General features: G+C 44.9%; 16 protein-coding genes and 1 pseudogene. 10 read left to right on the top strand and 7 right to left on the bottom strand.

Going from position 1 to position 19,681, the window contains the following annotated elements; all coding sequences use genetic code 11:
* Positions 1-206, bottom strand: a pseudogene (locus AB4484_RS03685) (hypothetical protein); the annotation flags it as partial.
* A 614-nt stretch (positions 207-820) separates the two neighbouring features.
* Positions 821-1,609: a helix-turn-helix domain-containing protein gene (locus tag AB4484_RS03680; RefSeq protein ID WP_032546831.1), complete on the bottom strand. Its 789-nt coding sequence runs from the start codon at positions 1,607-1,609 to the stop codon at positions 821-823.
* Between the two features lie 98 nt (positions 1,610-1,707).
* Here AB4484_RS03680 and AB4484_RS03675 point away from each other — a divergent pair, with 98 nt between their 5' ends.
* The 4 genes from AB4484_RS03675 to AB4484_RS03660 all read left to right on the top strand — a co-directional run bounded on the left by AB4484_RS03675 (position 1,708) and on the right by AB4484_RS03660 (position 5,852).
* Positions 1,708-2,601 carry a DMT family transporter gene (locus AB4484_RS03675; protein ID WP_048610626.1) on the top strand — a complete coding sequence of 298 codons (894 nt, stop codon included), beginning with the start codon at positions 1,708-1,710 and terminating at the stop codon, positions 2,599-2,601.
* A gap of 194 nt (positions 2,602-2,795) precedes the next feature.
* Positions 2,796-4,433 carry a peptide ABC transporter substrate-binding protein gene (locus tag AB4484_RS03670; protein ID WP_372076482.1) on the top strand — a complete coding sequence of 546 codons (1,638 nt, stop codon included), beginning with the start codon at positions 2,796-2,798 and terminating at the stop codon, positions 4,431-4,433.
* A gap of 406 nt (positions 4,434-4,839) precedes the next feature.
* Positions 4,840-5,343, top strand: a complete 504-nt coding sequence (locus tag AB4484_RS03665) for an acyl-CoA thioesterase (RefSeq protein ID WP_019822926.1) — start codon at positions 4,840-4,842, stop codon at positions 5,341-5,343.
* Between the two features lie 236 nt (positions 5,344-5,579).
* Positions 5,580-5,852 (top strand): hypothetical protein, encoded by a 273-nt coding sequence (locus tag AB4484_RS03660; RefSeq protein ID WP_193841853.1) that lies wholly within the window; start codon positions 5,580-5,582, stop codon positions 5,850-5,852.
* A 561-nt stretch (positions 5,853-6,413) separates the two neighbouring features.
* Here AB4484_RS03660 and malG read toward each other — a convergent pair.
* From malG to malE, 3 genes are all read right to left on the bottom strand, one after another.
* Positions 6,414-7,304, bottom strand: a complete 891-nt coding sequence (gene malG, locus AB4484_RS03655) for a maltose ABC transporter permease MalG (protein ID WP_019822930.1) — start codon at positions 7,302-7,304, stop codon at positions 6,414-6,416.
* 11 nt (positions 7,305-7,315) lie between these two features.
* Positions 7,316-8,887 carry a maltose ABC transporter permease MalF gene (malF, locus tag AB4484_RS03650; protein ID WP_050620445.1) on the bottom strand — a complete coding sequence of 524 codons (1,572 nt, stop codon included), beginning with the start codon at positions 8,885-8,887 and terminating at the stop codon, positions 7,316-7,318.
* 81 nt (positions 8,888-8,968) lie between these two features.
* Positions 8,969-10,153, bottom strand: a complete 1,185-nt coding sequence (gene malE, locus AB4484_RS03645) for a maltose/maltodextrin ABC transporter substrate-binding protein MalE (RefSeq protein WP_017060048.1) — start codon at positions 10,151-10,153, stop codon at positions 8,969-8,971.
* A gap of 664 nt (positions 10,154-10,817) precedes the next feature.
* Between malE and malK the strand changes: the two genes are divergently transcribed.
* Positions 10,818-11,930: a maltose/maltodextrin ABC transporter ATP-binding protein MalK gene (gene malK / locus AB4484_RS03640; protein WP_017060047.1), complete on the top strand. Its 1,113-nt coding sequence runs from the start codon at positions 10,818-10,820 to the stop codon at positions 11,928-11,930.
* Positions 11,931-12,187: 257 nt separating this feature from the next.
* Here the strand turns inward: malK and AB4484_RS03635 are convergent, their stop codons facing one another.
* Together AB4484_RS03635 and AB4484_RS03630 are read right to left on the bottom strand one after the other, a co-directional pair.
* The gene (locus AB4484_RS03635) at positions 12,188-12,388 is read right to left on the bottom strand and encodes a hypothetical protein (RefSeq protein WP_010431457.1); all 201 of its coding nucleotides are present in this window, start codon (positions 12,386-12,388) and stop codon (positions 12,188-12,190) included.
* Positions 12,389-12,596: 208 nt separating this feature from the next.
* Positions 12,597-14,513 (bottom strand): methyl-accepting chemotaxis protein, encoded by a 1,917-nt coding sequence (locus tag AB4484_RS03630; RefSeq protein WP_372076479.1) that lies wholly within the window; start codon positions 14,511-14,513, stop codon positions 12,597-12,599.
* 454 nt (positions 14,514-14,967) lie between these two features.
* Between AB4484_RS03630 and AB4484_RS03625 the strand changes: the two genes are divergently transcribed.
* The 5 genes from AB4484_RS03625 to AB4484_RS03605 all read left to right on the top strand — a co-directional run.
* Positions 14,968-15,924 (top strand): MoxR family ATPase, encoded by a 957-nt coding sequence (locus tag AB4484_RS03625; protein WP_048609793.1) that lies wholly within the window; start codon positions 14,968-14,970, stop codon positions 15,922-15,924.
* A 10-nt stretch (positions 15,925-15,934) separates the two neighbouring features.
* Complete coding sequence (locus AB4484_RS03620; RefSeq protein ID WP_050643351.1) at positions 15,935-16,861, top strand: DUF58 domain-containing protein; 927 nt, start codon at positions 15,935-15,937, stop codon at positions 16,859-16,861.
* Complete coding sequence (locus AB4484_RS03615) at positions 16,858-17,343, top strand: DUF4381 domain-containing protein (RefSeq protein WP_086968684.1); 486 nt, start codon at positions 16,858-16,860, stop codon at positions 17,341-17,343. Before AB4484_RS03620 ends, AB4484_RS03615 begins: the two co-directional genes overlap by 4 nt.
* Positions 17,336-18,343 carry a VWA domain-containing protein gene (locus AB4484_RS03610; protein WP_017065686.1) on the top strand — a complete coding sequence of 336 codons (1,008 nt, stop codon included), beginning with the start codon at positions 17,336-17,338 and terminating at the stop codon, positions 18,341-18,343. Before AB4484_RS03615 ends, AB4484_RS03610 begins: the two co-directional genes overlap by 8 nt.
* Positions 18,336-19,681: VWA domain-containing protein (locus tag AB4484_RS03605; protein ID WP_372076477.1), on the top strand; the 1,346-nt coding region annotated here is incomplete at its 3' end. The genes AB4484_RS03610 and AB4484_RS03605, both read left to right, overlap by 8 nt.

Raw genomic sequence — 19,681 nt, 5'->3', positions numbered from 1 at the left:
AATTTGTGTATAAGAGTCAGGTCATAGGCTTGGCCAAACTTAAAATTAACACCTTTATTTGTAAAACCTAATCCTGCTTGAGAATAGACAGCCATAGGGTCAGACATGTCCTGATATTCATCCGCAAAAACTGATGTGAATGATAAGGATAAAATAGAAGCAAGTGCTAACGTAAAATTTGATTTGTTTTTATTTAATAATTTCATACTGTTCTCTCTTATTTATTATGCTCTCCTTTGCAATTGCAGTTATTAATTTAACTGCATCATGATTTTTTAATTAACCCCGAAGCGAGGTTGTTATTCCTAAACAACCTCGTTTCGATAAAAGAATATTAAATAATTAAATTTAGATTCGGAAATGAACTAATGAACATCAAATATTACCCAGAGGCATATCTGACGTATCTTAGCTTTCGGATCCAAAGTTGTCAGAGGTCTAAAAAGAGGAAAAGTCAGCCATAAATGGTGAAGGTGTAGTCAGTATTAACTGAAAAATAAGATGAAAAGCGCTCAAAGAATATAGGGAGAGGCAGGATATGCTGTTTAACTACGTCCAAGAATAAAGAATCTCTCTGGAGCTTTAGAGGTTTTCTGAGTGGTTAAGCAGTTAAGTAGTCCAATGGAACAAAATTAGGAGACTAGGAGGGAGGCCTGTGGTGATTCTACAACTTCACTATCCGAAACAACCGCGTACTGATTGAAATTCAAACATTTTATCTACGATACATCTTGAATTCATCGGCAAAATCTCAGATATGCCCAAACAGAGTTCCAGGACTTGATTGGGCATGTTGTAAAGTTTAAGTACATAGAACGAACTACAACAAACGGTTCTTATACTGTTCTGGCGTTTGGTTCGCGTAACGTTTGAACATGGTGATAAATGGACTTGCTTGGTTATAACCCAATGTAAGAGCGACCTCTTTAACCGATTGGCCGTTTCTCAACAAGTCCATTGAGTAAAGGTAGCGCACTCGTAGCCGCCACTCGGTAAAGCTCATTCCGAGCTCCGTCTGGCAGTGGCGAGAAAGGGTTCTTTCCGTGGTGTGGACACGTTCAGCCCAATCTTTCAGTGTCACTTCGTCGGTTGGGTTCTCTTCAACAGAAGCCAATATTGGCGCTAGATACTTATTATCGGTTGAAGGCAAGAAGTGGTGTTCAACCTCACGCTGCGCAAGTTGGTCAAGCAGTACCTGAACGAGCCTTTGATCTTGTTCTTTTTCCGCAACATTGATTCCACGCTCGCGAAAGTCATCGATAATAGAAGACACAATCGGCGTGATCTTTATAAGGCTGGTTTTATCTGGCAGATGTTGCGTTAGCTCTGGGGCGATATTTAGCGAACAGTAGTCCAAAGGCTTACGGTTATAACTGCAATGCATCACCCCGGCCGGTACCCAAATAGCTAAATGTGGTGGCGCTAGAAATCGGGTGCTTTCCGCTTCCATCTCTAATATACCGCCACTGATCAATTGAACCTGTCCCCATGAGTGGCTATGAACTCGGGTTTCAGTGTTCGAAAGAAACGCTTCAAAATTCATAAATACGTTGGATGGTGCCTTATCAATTGATAAGGATGGATGAAGGTTTCTGGACTGTTTTTTCAAACTTGTCTTCCTATCGCGCCTGATGTCTTTCTAAAGATACTTGTAAGTATAACGACCTGTCAAACTAGCCGCATCAACTCATTCGCCATGGAATTCACATGCATTATCTCTTACCATTTTTTACAGTCTGTATCTGGGGCGCCAATGCAATCGTCAACAAGCTTGCTGCAAGCACCATAGAACCTAGCGCGATGAGTTTTTACCGCTGGTTTTTTGCGATGTTAATTCTCACGCCTTTCTGCATTCGCCCAGTGATGAAGCAGTGGGCTGTCATTAAGCCAAACCTATCTAAATTAGCGTTCCTCGGCTTTTTGGGCATGGTGTTGAACCAATCTCTAGGTTACTACGCCGGCTTAACCACAACCGCTTCCAACATGGCATTGATCACGTCTTTAGTCCCGTTGATCAGTGTATTTTTAAGCGTCCCTTTGCTGCACAAGTCGATTTCTAGTTTGAGTATTGTTGGTGGTGTATTGTCACTGTCAGGCCTAGCTCTGATGTTAGGTAAAGGCGATCCGTTATTCTTCATGCATCAAGAATTGACTCAAGGCGATGGCTATATGCTGATTGCGGCCTTTGTTTATGCTTCGTACTGTGTGCTACTGAAACGCTGGAAAATGCCGATCAGTAGCTGGGTGGTGATTTATATTCAGGGTCTGTTTGCTGTCGCGATGCTTACGCCACTTTGGCTTACCAGCGAACAGCTTTTACCACCGCAACAAGCGCTCCCATTGATAGCTTACGCAGCGGTTGCCGCTTCAATTTTAGCGCCTTGGATGTGGGTGAAGGCGATTGACACGATTGGTGCTGACTCAAGCGCGATGTTCATGAACTTGCTTCCGGTTGTTGCGATCGTATTAGCCGCGACATGGCTTGGTGAAGAGATTAACCAATTCCACATCATTGGTGGTGTGATGGTCATTTCCGGTGTCATCCTTGCTCAAATCAAAAGAAAACCAAGGCTTGAGGCTCCTCTCCCTCAACAAAGCTAAACGCATTACCCAACGCTCACATTAGGGTAAATATTCAAACTCACTTTTCTCACAGTGCCTACTCCCCAAGTAGGCACTGCTGTTTTATTCACAAGCCTTTCAAATGCTTTTAATACGCGTTCATTGTGGTTGCAACATGTTACCGACTCAGGTTTAATGCATTGAGTACTGTTTAAGTTGTAAAAGGAATTACAATGACTCAACCAACGATCCCTGTGATCATCTCGTCCCTGCTTGCTTTATCCTCTGCTTCAAGTTTTGCTGCGACTGTTCCTGCTAATGCACCATTAGCTGAAGAACTATTAGCTGAGGAACAACATTTTGTACGTGGCAACGGTGCAGAGCCCAACACACTAGATCCTAGCTTCGTAAACTCAGGTATGCCCGGTGACATTATCGTCAATGATATGTTTGAAGGCTTTGTAATTGAGGACAGTGACGGGCAAATCATCCCAGGGCAAGCCAAAGAGTGGTCTATCAGCAAAGACGGCAAAACCGTGACGTTTGTGTTGAAAGAGAATCTCAAGTGGTCGAATGGCGACCCAGTCACCGCGTCTGATTTTGTGTTTGGTTGGCAGCGCGCAGTGTCTCCGAAAACAGGTAACAACACGGGTTTTGTTTTTTCGACGGCTAACATCGTGAACGCTAGCGAGATTCTATTAGGAGATAAAGATCCTTCTGAGCTTGGCATCAAAGCATTAGATGAGCGCACGGTTGAGATTTCACTTTCAAAACCTACGCCCTACTTTATGAGTTTAATGAGCATCAAGACCTTTTTCCCTTTGCCTGCTGAGTTGGTTCAAGAGAAAGGCGACCAATGGACTCGCGCTGAAAATATCGCGACCAACGGTGCTTACACTTTGAGTAAATGGGTGCCCAACGAATACGTTGAAGTCGAGAGGAATCCAAATTATTGGGATGACACATCGACAATCATCAACAAGGTGACCTATTTGGGCTTATCATCTCAAAATGCAGAGCTTATCCGTTATCAAGCGGGTGAAATTGATATGACCAATCGCGTTCAGCTTGAGTACTACCAGAAATTAATCCAAGAAAGCCCTGAACAAATCAAAGCACAAGCTCTACTGGGCTCTTACGTCTATTCATTCAATACACGTCAAGCGCCCTTTGATGACGTAAGAGTACGCCAAGCACTGAGCATGGCCGTCAATCGTGAGATTCTGGTCGAAAAAGTCACTGGTCAAGGAGAGCCAGAAGCATACAGCGTGACGCCGAATAATATTCCTGACTACACAGCCCCCCTATCCGAATTCAATTCTCTAGACAGCGCGCAGCGTTTAACCAAAGCCAAAGCGTTACTTGAAGAGGCGGGATACAACGAAAACAAGCCGCTCAAGTTCACCCTGACATACAACACCAGTGAGAATCATAAAAAGATAGCGATCGCGATTGCATCGATGTGGAAGCCACTTGGCGTAAAAGTTGAGCTAGAGAACATGGAATGGAAAGCCTATGTTGCAGCGAAGGGAAGTGGCGACTATCAGCTGGCTCGCTCATGGGCATTTGGTGACTATCCAGAGCCTTCTGCACTGTTAGAAGCCTTCACTTGTGATCACACAGCCAATGAGAGTGGCTACTGTAATCCAGATTATGATGAGCTCTTACAGCAAGCGAGTAAAATGGAAGATCAGTCCAAACGCTTTACTTTATATCAGCATGCTGAGTCGTTACTCAACGATTCTGCAGCAGTTATGCCTCTGTATCATTACAATCACACACGATTAGTGCAAAATACACTAAAAGGCTTCCCAGACAATAATCCGAAAGGAAATATCTACGCGAAGGATCTATACTTTGTAAAACAGTAAAAGTGAGCTGATAAGAAAACAACAATTACTACCACTTTAGTGGTAACTGAGATACAGTCACTTTAACTAAACCAAATCAACAGCGGTTAGTTGGCTAACACAAAAAAGGTACCGACATGAGTACCACACGGCTTAGAAACACCTAGCATTGCGCTAGGTGTTTTTTTGTAATCGACCAAGCTAGCGACTCAATCAGTATTTCTAATCGCTTGCTTGATATCACCTCATCCATGTTTGCCATTCGCCTGATACGCCTTTAAGCACCAATATTCATCAACTGATCATCTGTTTGAAAAAAATAGTCTTAACCGTGAGATTATCCGCTTTAACTTATGTCATCTTAAGTATATTGTTACTAGTAAGTAACAAGCATGTTATGCAGCAAAATAATAATGAAGGAAGATAGATGAGCAGTAGCAATAGCCGACAAGATGGTAAACGAGACGTTACTCTGCGTTTTTTAGCTGAACCCGGGGATGTGAACTTTGGTGGTAAAGTTCATGGTGGTGCAGCAATGAAGTGGATCGATTTAGCAGCCTACGCTTGTTCTGCAGGTTGGAGCGGTAAATACTGTATAACAGCCTATGCAGGCGGAATTCGATTCGTTGCCCCAATTCATGTAGGCAACCTTGTGGAGGTAAGTGCAAAGGTCATCTACACAGGTTCATCTTCAATGCATATCGCTATCGACGTGCAAGCAAGCGACCCTAAAGAGCTCAATAACCGCCTAACAACTCACTGTATCGTTATTATGGTCGCTGTTGATGAGAATGGTAACCCGACTAAAGTACCAGAGTGGATACCAGAGACGCCAGAAGACATCGAATTACGAGATTCGGCTATTCGCCTAATGAACATGCGAAAACAGATTGGTGAAGAGATGGAAGCTCACGTGAAGTACCTGAAATAAGGTCCACCAGCAGCCCTCCCCTACAAAACCTTATTACAATGCCAAGCGCCTGCTTGGCATTGATCTATTTGATACCTTCGTGCTCTACACCGCCAAATCCGCTGCACACCCAATACAGACGACAAGAGCGTGATACCCAGCCAAAGGTTGAAATGAATCGGCACTTGTTCACCGATTTATTTTGACTGTAATAAAGTCGTCATTTTGCTCTGATTAAATACCGCCAATCATAATAGATGCATTTGAATTTCTGGGAGCCACTCTTGAGCGTCATACGCCCCACTCTTAGCGAGTCTACACTGAACAATTTAAAGGCTGTTGAGTACCAATGGGTTAGAACTTTGTACGTCGAAGGCTACGACAGCAATGAAATCAACCACTATATCCAAACGTGTTTCGGTGGAGATCAGACATTTGCTGATCTATTTCGTCGCGTGGCACTCGATCAAGAAAGTATCTATGTGTTGTTGCAACACTTAGGCTGTGCTCCCTCGAGCAAAGAGTTCTGATTTCTAACTCCCGCCAAAAACCAGATATATAAATAAAACCACTTTCATAACCCTCGCAAATACCACTTAAAGACTCTGTAACTGCCTCTCGCTTCCCTACACATTTTCAGTGCAATTTCAGATTTTGTTGCATACAAATCATTGAAGTATCACGCATTGGAATATTAGCAACATATCAATAGTACAACGGCCACTTATACTGAGTGTCTGATTTGTGAGACTCGTTCATTTCTACAAGTAACCAAAATGAAGTGGTCGGTATTTAGGAGAGAAGTAACTCGAAACTTTGGGTTTTAAAGTAGATATGAGCGCGATAGTTGACGAGTAACGCTGAGACAAAAAACAAACAGTAGCAGGCATAAAAAAACCCAAGTAAATACCTGGGTTAGAGTTACAAAAACCACTAATCATTAATAGCGTAAGGAACCTGATTAGTAGCCAGCTATGCGTAACCTGAGGGTTATTTTTATTACTGATCGGCGGCCAAACCAAATGATGTAATAAAAATGCCAATATAGAGCGACCTAACGGTCGCTCTTTTTCTTTCTTATAGAGTACAGCTTATCCTTTTACACCACCTGCCGTCAAACCGCCAACTAACCAACGTTGAGCAAGTAAGAACACGATAGTAATCGGAAGTGCTGATAGTACAGCCGCTGCCGCAAAGTCACCCCATAGGTAGTTCTGAGGGTATAGGTACTGCTGCATACCTACTGCTAGCGTGTAAGAGTTCACATCTGTAAGTAGGATAGACGCTACTGGTACCTCACCCACCGTCGCGATGAAAGATAGGATAAACACAACCGCTAGGATTGGCACAGACAGCGGTAGTAGAACCAGTCTGAATGCTTGCCAAGGTGTTGCACCATCAAGGGCTGCAGCCTCTTCCAGAGAGTTATCAATCGTTTCAAAGTAACCCTTAATCGTCCATACGTGCAGTGCAATACCACCAAGGTAAGAGAAGATTAGACCACCGTGTGTGTTCAAGCCTAAGAACGGAATGTATTGACCAAGTTTGTCAAACAGCGCGTAGATTGCTACTAGAGCCAATACTGCTGGGAACATTTGGAAAATCATCATCGCTTTCAGGATAGTTTCTTTACCTTTGAAGCGCATACGAGCAAATGCGTAAGCCGATGTCGTTGACAGTGCCACGATTAAAATCGATGTAACACCTGCCACTTTAATCGAGTTCCATAACCAAGTCAGTACTGGGAACGGCGGTGACGTTACCGAGCCATCTGCGTTCGTCACTGACATACCTAATGCTAGCTTCCAGTGTTCCAATGATGGGTTATCTGGAATCAAACTACCGGTTGCGAAGTTACCTTCACGGAACGAGATCGCGATGATCATAAGTAGTGGGAAGATAATCATTGCCAAGAAGCACCACAACACTGCATGCGTTGCCCACACTCGGTATTTAAGGCCTTTACCTTGTACCATAGCCATTGTCGAGCTCCTTAATCTTGAGACAGTTTAGTGAAACGAAGGTTTAGTAACGCTAGTGCACCAACCAATAGGAAGATAAGCGTTGCGATAGCACTTGCTAGACCGAAGTCTTGACCGCCGCCGCCTTCGAATGCAATTCGGTACGTGTAGCTTACAAGCAAGTCTGTGTAACCCGCTGGCTCAGAAGTACCAATCATGTTCGGGCCACCGTTCGTCAATAGTTGAATCATTACGAAGTTGTTGAAGTTAAAGGCAAACGCTGCAATCAATAGCGGTGTAAGCGGTTTAATCATCAATGGGAACGTAATGCGCTTGAAGTTATCAAGGAAGTTCGCACCATCGATTGCTGACGCTTCGTATAAATCATCAGGAATCGCTTTAAGCAGACCCATACATAGAATCATCATGTAAGGGAAACCTAGCCATGTGTTAACCATCAACACCATGGTTTTCGCTAAGATAGGGTCTGAGAACCAGTTCGGGCTTAAGCCGAAGATATTCTCGAGCACCATGTTGATCTCACCAAAGCTTTGGTTGAATAGACCCTTAAAGATAAGAATCGAGATAAACGCGGGTACGGCGTAAGGCAGAATCAGTAGAACACGATAAATAGAACGACCTTTCAACTCTTCCCATTGCACGATGTTAGCCAATACAAGGCCGATAACTAGCGTGAACGCTACGGTACATACCGAGAAGATAACCGTCCAAATAAAGATGCTGATAAATGGTTCTTTAATGCCGTCATCTTTCCATACACGCTCAAAGTTATGCGTACCAATGCTAACCACGAAACCTGGAGAGATGGTATTACCCGTAAACTCACCATTTGCATCAACACGCTGGTAGAAACCCACATCCATATTTGGCTTGAGAACTTCACCCGTTTCATTGTTGATTAACGTTTCTTCATCGTCTTGTAGCGTGTAAAGCGGAGCAACAGAAGCAAACTTACGTAAGCCACTCATGCGGATGTCACCACCGTCAGGTAGATTGAAATCAACACCACTGATTGCTGCTCGGTTTTGGATGATCGCTTTGATCTTCTCTTTTTCACCTTGCGCAGACTCGATTACAGATAGGTCCATCTCTGTTTCTGTCATATTGTCTAGAGAAAATACGTCAGTCGCTAACAGTTGATCGCCATCTTTTACAACGATCTGGTGACCGTCATCTGTCTTGTACAAAGTAAATGGGTAGCTCTCACCGCTTTGGAAAGAACGGTCTAAAAGAACGGTTTGAGTACGCTCTAGAGAAAGCTGGTTTTTCGCGCTGTAGTTAGTAAACGCAAGCCCTACGGTGTATGCCAATGGGAAAAGAATGAACAAGATCATTCCGGCAATACCTGGGTAAATATAACGGTGGGCGTAAGTTTTTTTACTACCAAAAATGTAAAGTGCCAAAGCCGTTAAGATCACTGTAAGCAGCGCAAAAGCGAGCTCACCGCGAGAATACATTAGAATTGTAGCGTAGCCGTTTATTAAGCCAACGCTACCAAGCAACCCCCATTTGATGAAGACGCTTTTACTGCCTGGAAGGCTTGATGGTGCTGGGATAGCATCTGTACCTTGAACTGACTGCATAGAGGAACCTGCTAGCGATATAGATAAAAAATAGAAAAGTAAGGAGAGGTTACCCCCTCCTTAAAAGGTAGTGCCTGGGTGTTACTTAACCATACGACCTTCAGCAGCTTTTAGTGCTTGGTCTACTGATTGACGGCCGTCAACTACGTTGCCGATCGCTTCTTCCATGCTGTACCAGAATGTTGTGAACTGAGGGATGTTAGGCATGATTTCACCGTTCATCGCGTTGTCCATTGTTGCTGCAATACGAGTATCGCTGTCTAGTTGACGTTGGAAAGAGTTAAGAGCAACAGCACCTAGTGGCTTGTCGTCGTTCAGGCTCTTCATACCTTCATCAGTTAGTAGGTAGTTTTCCATAAACTCAACAGCTAGGTCGCGGTTTGGAGACGCAGTGCTGATACCACCCGCCCATACACCAACGAAAGGCTTAGACGCTTTACCGTTGAACTTAGGTAAAGTTGTTACGCCGTAATCTACGCCAGCTTTCTTGATGTTTTCCCAACCCCAAGGGCCGTTGATTGTCATTGCAACGTTACCCGCAACAAATTCAGACTCAGCAACTGAGTAATCCATGTCTGCAGAGATAACCTTGTCTTGTACCATCTTCTCGATGAAACCTAGAGACTTCTGAACACCATCAGTCGCTACGCCCGCATCTTTAATGTCGTAACCTTCTGCAGTCTGTTTGAATGCGTAACCGCCGTCAGCTGCAAGTAGAGGCCATGTGAAGTAAGCGCCGCCACGTAGAGGCCACATGATTGCTTTCTTGCCGTCTTTTTTAAGTTCAGCATCAAGTGCTGGGATTTCTTCCCAAGACTTAGGTGGGTTAGGAACAAGCGCTTTGTTATAAATTAGAGAAACTGACTCAACAGCAACAGGGTATGCGATTGTTTTACCTTCGTATGAAACAGCGTCCCATGCGAAGTCTACGATACCTTCTTTAGTTTCTTTAGAAGGTTTGATATCAACAAGAAGTCCCGCTTCTGCATAGCCGCCAAAACGGTCATGTGCGTAGAAGATCATGTCTGGGCCATCGCCAGCTGCAGCTACTTGAGGGAATTTCTCTTCTAGCTTGTCAGGGAAAGCGACGGTTACTTTAACACCAGTATCTTCTTCGAAGCGTTTACCTACTTCAGCCATGCCTTCATAAGCTTTGTCACCACCTACCCAGATTGTTAGTTGTCCTTCTTCGATAGCAGCATTTGCACCAAAAGAACCCAGAGCAACTATTGTACCTAGAGCTACAGCGCTTAGAGCGTTTTTCATGTGAATATCCTTTTTATATTTATACGTAGGGCACATCTACCAAGATGAGCCAGTTTTCGGAGGTTATGATCTGAGAAAACAGACCCTAGCTCATCATCCTAGCCACTACGCCCTAGCTATTATGGCTTAAATTCGTGATCGCCATCCGGTCAGATTAGAGAGCGAAGTCACAAAGTGTATACTCATCGTGATCCACATCACCGTTACGTGGTGGATTTATTTGAACTGGATCGCCAATTGAGGATAACCCCATTTATCTACTCCTCCCCTCCTACTCCCCCTAGTTAATTTTCCGTTAGGAGGATGTACCCTTACGCCATTTCACCGAAACTGCATTCATCCAAGAGTGGATAGTAAGAACCCTTTACCGGCAAGTGTTATGCGTTGACGCATAATTCATTTAGTTGGCTTCACTGCCCGCTGGTGTCTTATATTAGCATCGAGCTAAATCTGTGATTGAATCACGGGGGAGGTTTAGCTGGATGTGGGGGAAATGGGCATCAGTTTGGCTATGACGGGTGGGCTTGGTTAAAGAAGCCAAGTCTCACCCACTTTTTTCTTACTCACTCAATACTTACCAATTCCTACAGTTACTGCTGACCCAAAAATTTCTTATAATGATAAGCAGTAAAACTTAAAATTTGATCGATCGAGGACAAGCTAGATGGCGAGTGTCACGTTAAAAAACGTTTATAAATCATATGGTGATGTACAGATTTCTAAGGACGTAACCTTAGACATCAACGAAGGTGAATTCGTAGTATTCGTTGGACCATCAGGTTGTGGTAAATCGACGCTATTACGTTGTATCGCAGGTCTAGAAGACATTACGTCTGGTGATTTGTACATTGGCGACCAACGCATGAATGACGTTGAACCGTCAAAGCGTGGCGTAGGTATGGTATTCCAATCATACGCGCTTTACCCTCACCTTAACCTATACGACAACATGTCTTTCGGTCTTAAGCTAGCAAACGCAAATAAAGCTGAAATCGACAAGCGTGTTGAACATGCTGCAGAAATTCTTCAGCTTGGTCACCTTCTTGAGCGTCAACCTAAAGCACTTTCTGGTGGTCAACGTCAACGTGTTGCGATTGGTCGTACTCTGGTTTCTCAACCAAACGTATTCCTACTTGATGAGCCTCTATCAAACCTAGATGCTGCACTACGTGTTCAAATGCGTTCGCAAATCACCAAGCTACAGCGTCAACTGGGTTGTACCATGATCTACGTTACCCACGACCAAGTGGAAGCGATGACAATGGCGGATAAGATCGTTGTTCTGGATGGTGGTTATGTATCTCAAGTCGGTAAGCCGCTTGACCTTTACCACTACCCTCAAAACCGTTTTGTTGCTGGCTTTATTGGTTCACCGAAGATGAACTTCATGTCGGTGCACATTGAACAAGCTGAAGCAGAACGCGTATTGGTACAACTTTCTAATGGCATGACTTTCTGGATTCCTGTTGACGGGACGACGGTTAATGCTGGCGATCGTATGTCTCTGGGTATTCGCCCTGAACACTTGATGTCTGCTGAATCAGGTGACGCGACGATTGAAGCTGACGTGATGATGGTAGAGAAACTTGGTAACGAAACTCAGGTTTACCTAAACCTTGAAAGTGCCGATGCTGATGTTATCTATCGCCAGCCAGACACGTTGAAAATCGAATCAGGTGACAAGTTGGCGATTGGTATTCCAGCGCACCGTTGTCACCTGTTCCACAGCGATGGCCGCGCATGTCGTCGTTTGTACAAAGAATACGGCACAGACTAATCGCTTAGCCTTTTAGGATATAACTTGCCCATATCGAATCCCTCTTACTCAGTAAGGGGGATTTTTTATGTGCTGGATATTTTTATGTGTTGGATACGAGTTTCACTTACATTGAATAGTTCATGAGCCAGCTACTCGGTCTTTCGTTAACGGCAATAAAAAAGGTCTAGCAACCGCTAGACCTTTATCTTTTAGTTAGGCTATGAACCCAACCGCTAATATCACTTCTTTTAGACATGAAACCTGTCTAAATCAACTTAGTGAATTGGCGTATCATTCTGTTTGTTGAACTGGCCAAAATGCTTCTCTAACACTTCAGGTGTCAGTTTGCCTTCCGCTTCTAGTCGCTTGAACTCAGCAACAATTGCTTTTTGCTCTTCAAGTGATGGCAGTTTCACCTCAGGCTCATCGCCCATCTCTTGAGTCATCTGCTCTAGTTCTTTTTCAAAATCGCTCATGATACTTACCTAAATATTAAACCTAACGAGATTTTACTCATTTACGCCCTATGATGCTAGGGCGATTGAGTGCAAAGCCCGAAACCAGATCAAGCGAACGTCAGTTAGAAGAAAACAAGCCCGTAAATAAAAAGAGCTGAATTCACGATGAAATGAATCCAGCTCTTAGTTTATGTATCTTTCTAAGCCATGCTACAGCTTAAAGGGATTAAAGCTTAAACGAACCAACCATCTTATCTAGACGAGAAGAAAGGTCTCGAAGCTCTTGGCTCGCTTCTGCAAGTTGCTCAGCCGTGCCCGTTGTCACTTCGTTGATTGCGTTAATCTCTTCAATGTTCTGGTTGATGGTGTGAACTACGGTTGATTGCTCTTCCGTTGCCGTTGCCACTTGAGTGTTACGGTCTGTGATATCAACGATACGGTCTGAAATACCACTCAGCACGTCTACCGCTTCATCCGACGCCGATACACCTTCAAGGGTAATCACCTTACCCGTACTCATTGCCGTTACCGCATCTTTTGCATCGCTTTGCAGCTGGTTGATCATCTTTTGAATCTCTTCCGTTGAATCTGCGGTACGGCTTGCTAGGTTACGTACTTCATCTGCTACCACCGCAAAACCACGTCCTTGCTCACCGGCACGTGCAGCTTCGATCGCCGCGTTTAATGCGAGTAAGTTAGTTTGCTCTGAAATATCACGGATAACACCCAGAATAGAACCGATGTCTTGAGTTGTAGAAGCAAGCTGCTCCACTACCTGACCCGTGCTTTCGATATCTTGAGCCAAACGGCTGATCGCGTCTTTTGCTTTGTTCACCACAGAGCGACCTACCTCCGTATTTCCTGAAGCTTGAGTTGCCGTTTCTGCTGCGGTTGCCGCGTTCGATGCAATCTCGCTGATGGTCATACCCATTTGGTTAATGGCAGCAACGACTTGAAGCGTTTGGTCACGCTGTTCTTGGCTGTTGTCGTGGGTGATGTGTGCTTTGTTAGAAACACTCTCTGCTGCTACTTGAAGCGCTTGGCTTGTCGAACACACCTCTTTCATCGACTCGTGAATCTTTTCAATGAACCCGTTGAAGCCCTTTGAAAGCTGTGCGATTTCATCGTTGCCTTTCACTTCAATACGCTGCGCAAGATCACCGTCACCTTCACCTAAGTCGCCGAAACGCTTAGCCAGAAGTTTAATCGGTTGAGTAATGCTGTTCGCCAGTACTACGCCCATTAGGATAAACACTAACGCTACAACCGCCGTCATGATCAGCATCTTTTTCGCTGTCGCATCTAACTCTGCAAACACTTCTCCAGTCGGAACGACACCAATAACAAACCAGTCCATAGAAGACACATACAAACTCGCCACGAACAGCTCTTGGCCTTGGCTTTCAGTGGTAATCAGGTTGAAGCCCGACTTGTTCAACAGCTGGCTTGATTGAGGGCCATAAAGTTGTTGCAGTGAAGAGTCACTACGAGAACGCTCACGGTGAATTTGTACATCACCTTGGCTATCCGTCAGAAATACAAAGCCAGTATTTTCAATCTTGAAACCGTTCAGCAGGTTAACCATGTCATCCATCGACTTTGATAGACCAGACATCGCCATACCAGAAGGCTGCTGATAGTTAGCAAACATCTTCACTTCGCCATTGGCTTCTTGGAACATGCTCACCATAGTCGGCTGTCCAGATTGCGTAAAGCCAAAGAACCAACCATCTTGTTGTTGGTTTAGCTGACGCAAGAATCCATTTTGGTTCCAGTAATATGCAGTTTGACGGTTCGCTACCGATGCATCATTCAACTTATATTGGTTGCGAACATTGTTCAGCTGTTTAACCAGTTTATTTTCTAGTGCCGGATCGCGATCGGTCGATTCGATAGCATCAGAAATAAATTCATTTGAAGCAATTTGCTCCGCCGCTAGTAATAGCTGAGAGACTTCTCGGTCAATTTCACCATTGATTCGCTCTAGCATTCCTGGAAGTTCAATATCGATCAATCGATGACTTAGTACATCTCTTGCTTGCTGTTGCGCCATTGCGCCGACAATCACTGTCGATGCAAGAACCGCGAAGGTAATTCCAAGTACAACTTTTTGCTTGATACTCAGAGAGTTAGTTTTAAACATATTGGGACCTTTAAAAAGAATCGCTCGTTATCGGTATACCCTGAACAGGACTTTTTAGTGCACGCCAACAAGCAATGCACAATCTGAGTGATGTATCGGCCACAACCAATAAAACTAAAGACTTTTCTCTCAAAAGTCTGCAAACACGATGTAACAATCAAAAGTATTCACCCTAAATATGAATTAACTAAGCAAATACCGCATTGTCGAGAGTCGATTTTAGCTTTCAGCCCTTAGATCTAACCGAACTCAAACCACTCCCCACCGCCGAGCTTTTGTATATAAAAACCAATTGATATGGTAATAATCACAACCTAACGATGTTTTTAGCTAACCACTTGTAAATCTTTCCAATTTTGAAAAAATAAATTACGCAAATGTACTGGAACTTTTTCCTCGAAATCAGTGACCAATACACAAAATAAAAATCAAATGGATACCCAGAGAGTCCAAAATGCACAAAACAAATTTCGAAGTCCTTCAAAACTATCTAGAGTCTCAAATCATTGGTCAAAAAGAGCTCGTTAAGCAACTGATGATCGCCCTTCTAGCGGATGGTCATATCCTCGTTGAAGGACCTCCCGGCTTAGCAAAAACTCGCGCAGTAAAATCATTGGCTGATTGTGTTGAGGGTGACTTCCACCGCATTCAATTCACTCCCGATTTATTACCTGCTGATTTGACGGGTACCGACATCTTCCGTCCTGAGACTGGGGAGTTCACTTTCCAATCAGGCCCGATTTTCAACTCGCTGATTCTAGCGGATGAGATCAACCGAGCTCCGGCGAAAGTTCAAGCGGCAATGCTGGAAGCAATGGCAGAGAAACAAGTGACTGCCGGTCGAAAAACCTATGCGCTGCCTGAGTTGTTCTTGGTTATGGCAACACAGAACCCGATTGAACAAGAAGGGACTTACCCGCTGCCGGAAGCTCAGTTAGACCGTTTCTTACTTCACCTAGAAGTTGAATACCCAGATATGGAAAGCGAGCTGGAGATCTTACGACTCAACCGTGGTGAGGCTCAAGGCAACGAATCAGCTCAGCCACAACAGATATCTCAGCAGACTATCTTTGAAGCGCGCCAAGAAGTGCTCAACATTCACATGGCAGACACCATTGAGCAGTACATCATCAGACTGGTCATGGCGACTCGCCAACCTAAGCAATACAGTGACCAACTTGATCAATGGTTAGACATGGGTGTCAGCCCGCGTGCAACCATTGCGTTAGACCGTTGTGCCCGCGCTCACGCTTGGCTTGCAGGACGCGACTATGTTACACCCCAAGATGTTCAAGCTATGGCATTCCCTGTGTTACGCCACCGTCTACTGCGCAGCTACCACGCACAAGCTGAAGGTGTCACCGCAAACCAAGTGATCACACACCTTATTTCATTGGTTGGCAGCGCATAGGGATACGCGCATGAATAATCAACTACCTAATCATAGTGACGGCGTCACGTTAAGTTTGGATGAGCTGCTGCAATACAAAGCGCAGTCTGTTCGTTGGTTGCCTCCAGCCAAGAGCCTTTGGTCTCAACTCAATGGTCAACACGAGAGCAACCGCAAAGGTCGCGGGATGAATTTCTCTGAGGTTCGTCAATATCAAGCGGGCGATGACATTCGCAGCATTGATTGGCGTGTAACAGCCAGAACGGGCAAAGCGCATACCAAGCTTTTCTCTGAAGAGAGAGAACAGCCTGTCATTTTATTCTTGGATCTATCAAGCAGTATGATTTTTGGCTCAACCTTGCTGCTGAAATCGGTTCAACTTGCTCACTTTGCTAGCCAACTGTGCTGGCTTACTGTGGCTCAAAAAGACCGAATTGGCGCGGTGATCGATACTGGCAAAGAGGTCATTGAGATTAAGCCAAGTGCAAGCAACCATGCTCCACTGCGTATTTTGCAAAAAGTCATAGAAATCAATAATGCGGCACTGTCTAATCATGACAATCATAATGACACGACCTTAGAGCATGGGCTGAAATCTCTGCACCAGCTTTGCCCTAAAGGAAGCGATATTATTATGCTCAGTGACTTTGTGCGTTACCAAGAAAGTGACTACTCACTTATCAGTCAAATTCGGAGGCACAACAGAGTACGTCTGGTGCATTTCTACGATCCGCTAGAGCAAGGTGAAACCGCCTATAAAGGTTCTAAGCAGGTCACCGATGGCAGCAAAACTCAATGGTTTAATTTCTCTTCTAATAAAGAAAAGCAAAAGCTTAACCATGCTTTTTCGCTTAAGAAACAGCAGCTGCAACAGATGGGTTTGTCTCTCGCTATACCCTATAGCTCGCTGTCGAGTGCGCAGTCACTCATGAGCCAGATATCAGGAGCTCAGTCATGAAACAGCCCTTAGATTTAAGTCCGGTTATTGCGCCAGACGCACCGACTTGGTGGCCTTTGGCGTGGGGTTGGTGGGCCGTGATCATCACAGCCATTTCCTTGATTGCCTTGGTGTTTTTTATTCTAAAGCGTAGAAAAAACAATCAACAGGCGAAGCAAGAAGCGCTGTCTTACTTCAGTAATCGTCAGTCTTCAAATCGCTTGTCTCCGAGCGAAGCACAACGCATCCTTCGTCAGGCAGCATTGAGCTACTTCCCACGAGAAAAAGTGGCAGGTCTAGCAGGCAATGATTGGTTGAAGTTCTTAGACGCACAATTGAAAAAGCCGTTGTTTGTAGCAAAACAATCCCAGTGGCAACAAGCGCTCTATCAAGATGTAGCCCTAATGAACGACGAACAGAAAAAGGCTCAGCTGCAATTGATTAATGACTGCGAAATATGGCTTCGTAAAGCCCTTCCTCCTAAGCGAGGTCGTTATGAGTGATTTTCTAAGCACTATGTTTCTAAGCAGGGACTTGCTAAACATCGAGTTCGTTTGGTGGTGGATGTTCTTCATCGCGCCACTGCCGTTGCTCGTTTACTTGTTCTCACCAAAGTCAGAATCGAGCAATGCCCTAAGGCTTCCATTTTTGCCCGAAGACAGCAATACCAAAACACCGAGCAGTCGCTTACCAAAGGCGTTGTCCGTGATTATCTGGCTTCTGCTGGTTACGGCGAGCGCACGCCCTGTATGGTATGGCGAACCGGTGGAGTTTCAACCGAAGCATCGTGATTTGATGTTGGTTGTCGACCTCTCCTACTCGATGAGCCAAGAAGACATGCAGTTCAATGGCGAATACATCGACCGCTTGTCGGCTGTGAAACGAGTATTGAGTGACTTTATTGAGCGTCGTAAAGGTGACCGAGTCGGATTGGTACTATTTGCTGATCACGCCTACTTGCAGACACCACTGACGTTAGATAGAGACACGCTTTCACAACAACTCAATCAAGCTGTGCTAAAGCTGATTGGTACTCAAACTGCGATCGGTGATGGTATCGGCCTTGCCACCAAAACCTTTGTCGACAGCGACGCTCCTCAGCGTGTAATGATTCTACTCAGCGACGGCAGTAATACTGCTGGGGTATTAGACCCGCTAGAAGCGGCGGATATTGCAAAGAAATACGACGCGACGATTTACACCGTGGGTGTAGGTGCAGGCGAGATGATGGTCAAAGAGTTCTTCATGACGCGCAAAGTCAATACTGCTCAAGATTTGGATGAACGCACACTAATAGAAATTGCCAAACGCACCGGCGGTCAGTACTTCCGAGCACGTGACAGCAAAGAGTTAGCGACGATTTACGACACCATCAACCAGTTAGAGCCCGTGACGAACGCCACTAAGATCTGGCGACCGCAACAAGAGTGGTTTGTATGGCCACTGTCGGCGGCAATGTTCTTCGCATTTATGCTGTTAGCCATTAGGAGAAACAATGTCTAACTTTACTTTTATCTACCCATATTGGTTCTTGGCGCTTGCAGCATTGCCCGCTATTTGGTGGCTGAGCAAGAGACAATCCAAACAAGGATTACTCGCGTCACACATCGCTCGATACTTGGCGCCTGAATCGAGTAAGCCATCGAAAAATCGCAGTACTTACTTCGGTATTTGGTGGCTGGTCGGCGTTATTGCATTAGCTGGACCAAGCTTTGAGAAAAACGAACAGCCGAGCTTCGAAAAAACGCAGGCACGAGTTGTGATCATGGATATGTCGATGTCTATGTATGCCACCGACATTAAGCCGAATCGTTTAACGCAAGCCCGATACAAGGCTCTGGATCTGCTTTCATTATGGAAGGAGGGGCTAACAGGCATGGTGGCATATGCTGGAGATGCTTACACCATTAGCCCGCTAACCTCAGACATCAACACCATCAAGAACCTAGTCCCTAACCTATCGCCAGATATCATGCCTTATCAAGGCGGTGATGCCGCATCAGCCGTTAAGCTTGCGATTGATATGATGACTCGCGCTCATATCTACCAAGGCGATCTAGTTCTGATTGCTGACGATATTGATGCTCAAGAGAAGAAACAGATCGACTCCCTACTCTCTGGCAACGATTGGACATTGTCGATTTTAGCCGTCGGGACTGAAAGCGGTGCGCCAATCTCGTTACCTACGGGTTCGATGCTGCAAACCGACTCAGGACAAACCGTGGTGGCAAGAACTAACTTAGAGAACATGCGCGAGCTTACACGCAGCTATGGTGGCACGTTCACTGAAGTTCAATTTGATAACTCAGATGTTGAACACATCGCGAGCTACCTCGACCGCGTTGCAACAACATCGGAAGTAACCAAGACCAAAAACTCACTCAACACCAGAGTGAACAACGGTTTCTGGTTACTGCCTTTGCTATTACTTCCGGCACTTGGATTATTCAGGAAAGGGGTTGTTTGGTGTGCCTTAGCTGGAGTTATCTCTTTTAGCCAACCAAATACTGCGTTTGCGAACCCGTGGAAAACCGATGATCAAGTAGGCTATCAGCTGTATCAGGACGAGGACTTCCAACAAGCTGCTGAACAGTTCACCCAACAAGAGTGGAAAGGCATTGCTCAATACAAAGCCGGTGATTTCGAAGCCGCAGAGCAGACGCTGCAAGAGCTTTCTAGTGAAGATGCTCGCTACAACCTTGCTAACGCTCAAGCCCAACAAGGTAAGTACGACCAAGCGACCCAAGAGTATCAACGTATTCTTGAAAGCAACCCTGAACATGCTTATGCGAAGAAGAACCTAGAGATTGTCGAACAGGCTCAGAAGCAACAGCAACAGCA

The organism is Vibrio sp. 10N.261.46.A3 (genome assembly GCF_041472995.1).
GTDB lineage: Bacteria > Pseudomonadota > Gammaproteobacteria > Enterobacterales > Vibrionaceae > Vibrio > Vibrio coralliirubri.
The sequence above is the reverse complement of the archived record's forward strand: the minus strand, read 5'-3'. Positions and strand labels throughout refer to the sequence as shown.